Source organism: Chitinophaga costaii (assembly GCF_900094705.1).
Classification (GTDB): Bacteria; Bacteroidota; Bacteroidia; order Chitinophagales; family Chitinophagaceae; genus Chitinophaga; species Chitinophaga costaii.
Genome location: NZ_FMAR01000031.1, coordinates 1 through 6,512 on the forward strand (window position 1 = coordinate 1; position 6,512 = coordinate 6,512).

Consider the following 6,512-nt stretch of genomic DNA (forward strand, 5'->3'; position numbering starts at 1 on the left):
TTCGGGTCATAGGTCACCGTTTCGCCAAAGTCGGATACTGCTACCGGTGTCCAGTTGTTGGTGGCCACATTCAGGTTACGGATGGTTTGCATGCCGATGATACGGTTCAGCAGATCATAGCTGTAGTTGTATTGCAGCGGCTCTCCCACTTTCGGCAGGTTCACACTCATGGCGCCAATGTTACACTCATTTATCAAACTGCATATGCCGGTGATATTCTGATATTCAAAGAAGCTCTTAGAAGGCTATGCACGCATTACGAGATTTTTCATAAAAACGTAACTTTCATTGACAGAGGTACGGAACCCCTAAACTCCATAAGGCAAGACACTCATAAATAACAAAAGCCCGGCACGTCCTGGCTTTTGTCTTATAGTATTTCTTTTACAGTTCCTTCTCCTAAAGGTTCTGAACCTTCTCCAAAAAGAAACATTTTTCCTATATCAAAATCACTACCTAAATAGCCTTTGTTCAAAAATACAATTTCAACTTCCCCTTCCTCTCCTGGACAAAATTGTTCTCTATCTATCAAATCAATTCTACCAGATGTTTTCATTTCTTCAATAAAATTAAACAATGGTCTATATCCATTACTAAATGGTGTTTCTCGACCTTTCTCGTAAAGTTTGATATGCGCTCTTATCTTAACCACGGACTATAATTTAATGGTGTGCCTTGCAGAAATTTTAATTGATTAGCTGGAATTGATATTGCGTTCATACCATCAGCCCCAAATCTTGTGGCTCCATTCAATACACTATTAGGAACCCTGACTTTCATAATTGTATTGGTAATGCCATCTAATCCAAAGTTATACTTACCAAATTGAGTAGCCTCATCAAGTGTCGGGGCAAATAATTTACCTGTTTCATATCCTCCCGCCTTCATCCTAAAGCCAAATTTTGCCACATCGCTAACTTCTGCCTGTGACATAGCTCTATATATTGTACTGCTTCCCCCCTTAGCGGCATCTACTTCAGTAGTTAAGTCCTATTCTTATACAATGAGTTCCGAACTCTGCAACTTTGCTATCTTCTTGTCCTGCTTGTTTACTTCTATTTGCTTTAAAAATTCATCCCTGTTGGATATGATTGTCTGCAAACTTTGAAGCCACAAATCAAATTTACCATACCACATTTCAAACATATTCATATTCCAACTTTTGCTTGACTGCTCAATTTGATTTAATACATTTTGCATTTGGATTTGATTTCCTACATACAAGGCTGCATAAAATTTTAACTCAAATAGTTTGGCTTGTTCTGCTGAATTTGATTTGACCAACATATCACCAAATAGGCTATCCACAAAATCAAATAATGATTTCAAAGTAATATCGCCATTCAATGAAACTGGAATTTGCTTTTTAAAACAGTCGATAGCTTCATTAAAATAAGTTGTATGCTTTTCATAAGGAATATCAAACTGTAATCCTTTTGGATTTTTTAATCTCCTCATTAGAAGGGGACCCACTAAACAAGTTTTAGCAGCATTTTGCCATAAAGAATATATTACAAAATAAGGGCTATAATCTTCTGAAAAAGGAGATTTAATCAACTCTATCCCAATAATACAAGCGCCAACTACTTTGTATAATTTGTTTTGTGCAAATGCAGAAAGCTGAAAAAAAGTATTTAACCAATCCTCAGTAACTTTCTTCTTTATTTCTTTATCTATTGCCATTTTTTATTACGGTCTTATTACTTGTATCGGTAATCCGAAGTTGTTAAAATATTTGTTGTATTGTGCTGGGCTCATAACAGCTTTACCAAACTTAAAATCGTATATAATGCCATTCGTATAGTCAATAACATCAAGGAAGCCACGATTACCAACACCTTTATTAAAGTATAACCCTGTTTCTAATCCTCGATTACCGTAAATACTTTGATAACGATTTAAAAGTTTAGATGCGTATTGATGTTTTGCAGTACCTGCAACACCTCCTGTACCTCCAATTGCTCTTTCTGCTAATGTTGCAGATTTCTGAACTAACTGTGGATTTGCAAGTCCCGTCTTAGCGGCTTGAGTTTCTGCCTTCACAACTTGCACTGCTGGCCGACTCACAACAAATGTAGCATCCTTTGGAATACTAGACCGGGCAGATAAGGCCATACTCAATCCAATATCCACATAACTAGCGATGACATCGGCCTTATTGTCAGAAACGCCCGCGTATGACAAACCACTTGCAATGGCTTGTCGTGTATAGGATTTTGTCTCTTTGCCGCTCGCTAGTTGCGTAAGTCCCGCAGCCGCTACATCTAAACCATGTACTACCCCTGCCCCGCCCACGACAGCACCCAAACCGGTCCAGGACGTTGTAACTCCAAATGTAGCTCCAGCAATAATTTCTCCTCCTCCTGCTACGGCATTTAATGCACCCATTATTCTTATCGGAGCGGTGCTTGGTTTTGATGTATCTCCTAAAGGATCACTAAACTGTATCGGACTGCTATTAAAAGCAGCATACTCGCTTACTCCTATCATTGGTTTGGGGTCAAGGCTCCATCTTCTACCTATACCCGGATCATATTCCCAGAACTCCGCTGTGTAGGAGTTTCCTTCACCTTTTATCTCGTCCGATTTCTCTTGTCCATTGAATCCATACCTATATCTCACACTACTAAACGTCCTTCCCGGTTCCTGCATACCAAACGGATAATAATCACCTGCACTTTGCACCTTTCGCGTATAGTCTACTACTTCATTTCCATTACTACTTCCTGGCAGCTTAGCATCTCCGATGGTCGATAACACATTGCCCAAATGATTCCCCAGCTCATACACCTTCTCCCCACGTTGAAAATTAAACAGCACACCATTATCCGTTGCTCCGGCTTCCTCCAGGTCTTTCTTACTTTCATCAATACCCAGCCGGCTACTGCCGTAGATATCTGTTTCTATTTGGGTAAGATGTCCCGTATTTACGCTATTATCACCACGGGTGTAAATGCTCATGACGTTGCCCGTTGCATCCCGCACATACCAGGTAAGCACCCCATTCACTGTTTTACTGATACGGTTTCCACTCACATCGTACGTGTAATGAATAGTCGTAGCCGTACCTGTTGTTTTATGAATATCCGAAATTTTTCCGTAAACCGTCCACTTGATATCATTAATGATTTGAAGCCGGTTTACCAAGCCGTCACCAAAGACGAGGCAGCCCATCAGCTGGAAGCATTAGGAGAGAAATGGGGTAAAAAATATCCTGTAGTGCTTGATTCCTGGAGGCGCAACTGGGAAAAACTCACGACCTATTTTCAGTATTCGGCAGCTATCCGCAAGTTGATCTATACCACCAATACTATTGAAGGCTTCCATCGCCAGGTTCGCAAAGTAACTAAAACAAAGGGCGCCTTTACCTCGGATATGTCCCTGCTGAAGCTGATCTATTTGGCAACTCAGCACATTCAAAAAAAGTGGACGCAACCCTTACAAAACTGGAGTTTGACCGTATCTCAATTATCAATTAGATTTGGCGAGCGGCTACGATTGCGATTGGGATGAAGTCTCGTTAGAAAGTGACATTTTTTGCAGCGGCAGAATATAACCCAGCATCATCAGAAAAAATATCACTTCCTAACGAGATCAGATTATCAACGAATTATTAAATGACATAGTTTATTTTATACTCCCGCATCATCAGAAAAAATATCACTTCCCAACGAGATCAGATTATCAACGAATTATTAAATGACACAGTTTATTTTACACTCCACCAACGCCGGCGTAAATATCTATTCCAACTCTCCAATAACAACCTTTAATTCATTTATACTATCCTTATTACTAATAATATTTTCCTTTTGTAGAAATTGCTCTATTGTTCTCTTTAAATTTATTGTATCACTTATTAGATTTTTATCTGCAATTGCATACACATCAATAAATAAGTAATTCCCTTCTTTTCCAAAACAAACATTTAGTCTTTCAATTTTTTTTTCATTTCCTAATTGGGCTGAAAAAATCGGAATATATTTCCCCTCTTGTATTACTTCATTTTTATAACCATAAGCAAACCATTTGCCATTGGGGATTCCGTTTTTTAATTCCGTGGAACTTGAAATAATGCCATTGTCAAATTTTGTTATTGCTTTTCCTGAAAATAGTTGCCCACTTTCCGTTCCGTAATATTTGTTGTTTTTCAATTCTAAGTTTGATACAAGCTGTTGCGATAGCGTACAAGAACTTAGGATAAGTATTGTTAAACTAAATATACATAGCAGTTTGCTCATAAGCTATTTTTGGAAATATTTATAATTCTCAATACCTGTCATTATCATTAACACATCTCTTTGCTCATCTCCATTTCCGCTTGTTCCTCCAAAAATATCCTTCCACATTTGATTTAAATTAGAGCCTTTGTATAAATCATTGTCGGGAAAATTTGCAGCTTTACCAAAAATTCCATATGATATGTTGCCATAATCATCATATCGCCAAAGTGTTCCATTTAATAAACTCCATTCACCGATAACTGTTGCTGCATATGAAGGTGTGCCATCTTCAGTTTTTTGTGATTTTAAATCACTATTGTTCGGGAAAAATGTTGTGTTAAAAATAAGAAAGGGGCAATTACGCCCCAATAGTTTATAATTTTGGGTTACGACACTCAAAAGATAAACTTGGATAAAGGTAGAAAATTTCCCGGACAGCCGGTCTTGTCACAAATATTAGATGTAATACCAAATTCACTAATATATTCTGCTAACCGGAAGCATAAATCAAACCGCTATTATAAGCGGCTCCCTTTAAGGGTTCACCTGGTAACATTGTTATATGGTGTATTTAGCTATTGCAATGGGCTGCGAGAGCTTTGCGAGGGGATGCTGGCCTGCAAAGGCAAGTTGTCTCACCTGGGGCTGGATAACGCGCCAGCCCGGAGTACGATATCGGATGCTAATAACAAGCGCAGCTACCGGGTCTTTGAAACAATCTATTACTGATTACTGAAGCAGTATCACTCATTTATCTCAGCTGAACGTTCTTGTTTGTTAAACCCATACCTGTACCCCACATTACTAAACGTCCGTCCCGGTTCCTGCATACCAAACGGATAATAATCCCCTGCACTTTGCACCTTTGGCGTATAGTCTACTACTTCATTTCCATTACTACTCCCTGGCAGCTTAGCATCGCCAATGGTCGATAACACATTACCCAAATGATTCCCCAGCTCATACACCTTCTCCCCACGTCTGAAATTAAACAGCACCCCATTATCCGTTGCTCCTACTCCCTCCAGGTCTTTCTTACCTTCATCAATACCCAGGCGGCTACTGCCGTAGATATCTGTTTCTATTTGGGTAAGATGACCCGTATTCAAGCTATTATCACCACGGGTGTAAATGCTCATCACATTGCCCGTTGCATCCCGCACATACCAGGTAAGTACCCCATTCACGGTTTTACTGATACGGTTTCCACTCACATCGTACGTGTAATGGATGGTGGTAGCCGTACCCGTTGTTTTATGAATATCCGAAATTTTTCCATAAACCGCCCACTTGATATCATCGATGCTGCTCTGCTGGTCTTTCACCAGATTGCCGATTGCATCGTAGTCATAGTTACCATCTACCTGGCTATCAATATCCTCCGCGTAAGCAGCAGGATCTACATCGTCTTTGATGTTGTCCAGTTTATTGGAGCCGGCCAGGTAGTTGTAGTGCATTTGATCCCTCCGGTGAACCACCCATTTATAAGTTACTAGATCTCCATTGATACGGCAATAAGTTGCTGATTTGATTTACAGGGTATGTCCCTATTCTTTGCAACACATCCTTCATCCATTCAAAAGGATTGATTCGATGTAGTTTGCAGGTGCCTAACAGCGAGTATAACATAGCGCTCCGCTGTGCTGCTTCGTGGCTGCCGGCAAACAAATAGTTTTTTCTGCCTACCGCTACCGGCCTGATGGCATTCTCTACCTGGTTATTGTCTATGTTAAGCTTTCCGTCTGTGGCGTATGCTGTCAGGCCATCCCACAACTTAAGGGTGTAAGCCAATGCCTTTCCTATGACACTGGCTGGCGTTACCTCCTGGTATGTCTTTACCATCCATTCCTTTAATGCCTGCAAAACAGGCACTGCTACCCGCTGTCGTAGCACCAATACTTCCTGGGCAGTCATCCCCGCTTCACGTGCACTGCGCTCTATGGTATACAGTAACTGGATTTGCTCCAGGGCATAAGTTGCCCTGGCTTCATCGTTTAATAAAGCATCATAAAACTTGCGCCTGGCATGCGCCCAGCAATGGAACAGGGTAATGCCCTCCTCTTTATGGAGGAAATTATAACCACTGTAGCCATCCGTCTGTATGTGACCTTTAAAGTCTTTAAGCATTGCCGATGGTCCTTCCCGGCCACGCCCCGGCTGGTAGTCAAAAAGCACAAGATCTTTTAGCGAGTTGTGGTAAACCCAATAATATCCTCTGTGGGTTTCTCCTTTTTTGTCTTTATCCAACACCTTTATCGGCGTCTCATCTACATGCAAGTATTCACTGTT

At 40.5% G+C, this 6,512-nt stretch carries 9 protein-coding genes and 1 pseudogene; 2 read left to right on the plus strand and 8 right to left on the minus strand.

The genetic code is table 11. From position 1 onward, the window contains the following. Positions 1–370: 370 nt before the first annotated feature. The 4 genes from GA0116948_RS20530 to GA0116948_RS21140 all read right to left on the minus strand — a co-directional run bounded on the left by GA0116948_RS20530 (position 371) and on the right by GA0116948_RS21140 (position 3,036). Positions 371–652 carry a hypothetical protein gene (locus tag GA0116948_RS20530; RefSeq protein ID WP_089715730.1) on the minus strand — a complete coding sequence of 94 codons (282 nt, stop codon included), beginning with the start codon at positions 650–652 and terminating at the stop codon, positions 371–373. Continuing rightward, positions 640–933: a hypothetical protein gene (locus GA0116948_RS20535; protein ID WP_089715731.1), complete on the minus strand. Its 294-nt coding sequence runs from the start codon at positions 931–933 to the stop codon at positions 640–642. The genes GA0116948_RS20530 and GA0116948_RS20535 overlap by 13 nt, the downstream gene beginning before the upstream one ends. A gap of 63 nt (positions 934–996) precedes the next feature. Next, complete coding sequence (locus GA0116948_RS20540; RefSeq protein ID WP_089715733.1) at positions 997–1,683, minus strand: hypothetical protein; 687 nt, start codon at positions 1,681–1,683, stop codon at positions 997–999. Positions 1,684–1,689: 6 nt separating this feature from the next. Further along, positions 1,690–3,036, minus strand: coding sequence for a DUF4225 domain-containing protein (locus GA0116948_RS21140; RefSeq protein WP_165798557.1), 1,347 nt, complete (start codon positions 3,034–3,036; stop codon positions 1,690–1,692). Positions 3,037–3,120: 84 nt separating this feature from the next. Between GA0116948_RS21140 and GA0116948_RS21350 the strand changes: the two are divergent. Continuing rightward, a pseudogene (locus GA0116948_RS21350) lies at positions 3,121–3,513 on the plus strand (transposase); the annotation flags it as partial. Between the two features lie 230 nt (positions 3,514–3,743). Here the strand turns inward: GA0116948_RS21350 and GA0116948_RS20555 are convergent. Then, positions 3,744–4,241, minus strand: coding sequence for a hypothetical protein (locus GA0116948_RS20555; RefSeq protein ID WP_089715737.1), 498 nt, complete (start codon positions 4,239–4,241; stop codon positions 3,744–3,746). Between the two features lie 3 nt (positions 4,242–4,244). Beyond that, a complete protein-coding gene (locus GA0116948_RS20560) occupies positions 4,245–4,622 on the minus strand; it encodes a polymorphic toxin type 44 domain-containing protein (protein WP_165798555.1) in 378 nt (125 codons plus the stop codon). A 45-nt stretch (positions 4,623–4,667) separates the two neighbouring features. On the opposite strand from GA0116948_RS20560, the gene GA0116948_RS21845 reads away from it, so the two are divergent. Continuing rightward, positions 4,668–4,952 (plus strand): DUF4372 domain-containing protein, encoded by a 285-nt coding sequence (locus tag GA0116948_RS21845; RefSeq protein WP_165798554.1) that lies wholly within the window; start codon positions 4,668–4,670, stop codon positions 4,950–4,952. Between the two features lie 14 nt (positions 4,953–4,966). Here the strand turns inward: GA0116948_RS21845 and GA0116948_RS20570 are convergent, their stop codons facing one another. Next, positions 4,967–5,680, minus strand: coding sequence for a hypothetical protein (locus GA0116948_RS20570; protein ID WP_089715742.1), 714 nt, complete (start codon positions 5,678–5,680; stop codon positions 4,967–4,969). A 25-nt stretch (positions 5,681–5,705) separates the two neighbouring features. After that, positions 5,706–6,512: IS66 family transposase (gene tnpC, locus GA0116948_RS20575; RefSeq protein WP_139111394.1), on the minus strand; the 807-nt coding region annotated here is incomplete at its 5' end.

Coding starts and splice junctions, on each gene's coding strand:
- GA0116948_RS20535 (WP_089715731.1), bottom strand. CDS start 933: ATGTCACAGGCAGAAGTTAGCGATGTGGCAAAATTTGGCTTTAGGATG.
- GA0116948_RS20540 (WP_089715733.1), bottom strand. CDS start 1,683: ATGGCAATAGATAAAGAAATAAAGAAGAAAGTTACTGAGGATTGGTTA.
- GA0116948_RS20555 (WP_089715737.1), bottom strand. CDS start 4,241: ATGAGCAAACTGCTATGTATATTTAGTTTAACAATACTTATCCTAAGT.
- GA0116948_RS20570 (WP_089715742.1), bottom strand. CDS start 5,680: ATGCACTACAACTACCTGGCCGGCTCCAATAAACTGGACAACATCAAA.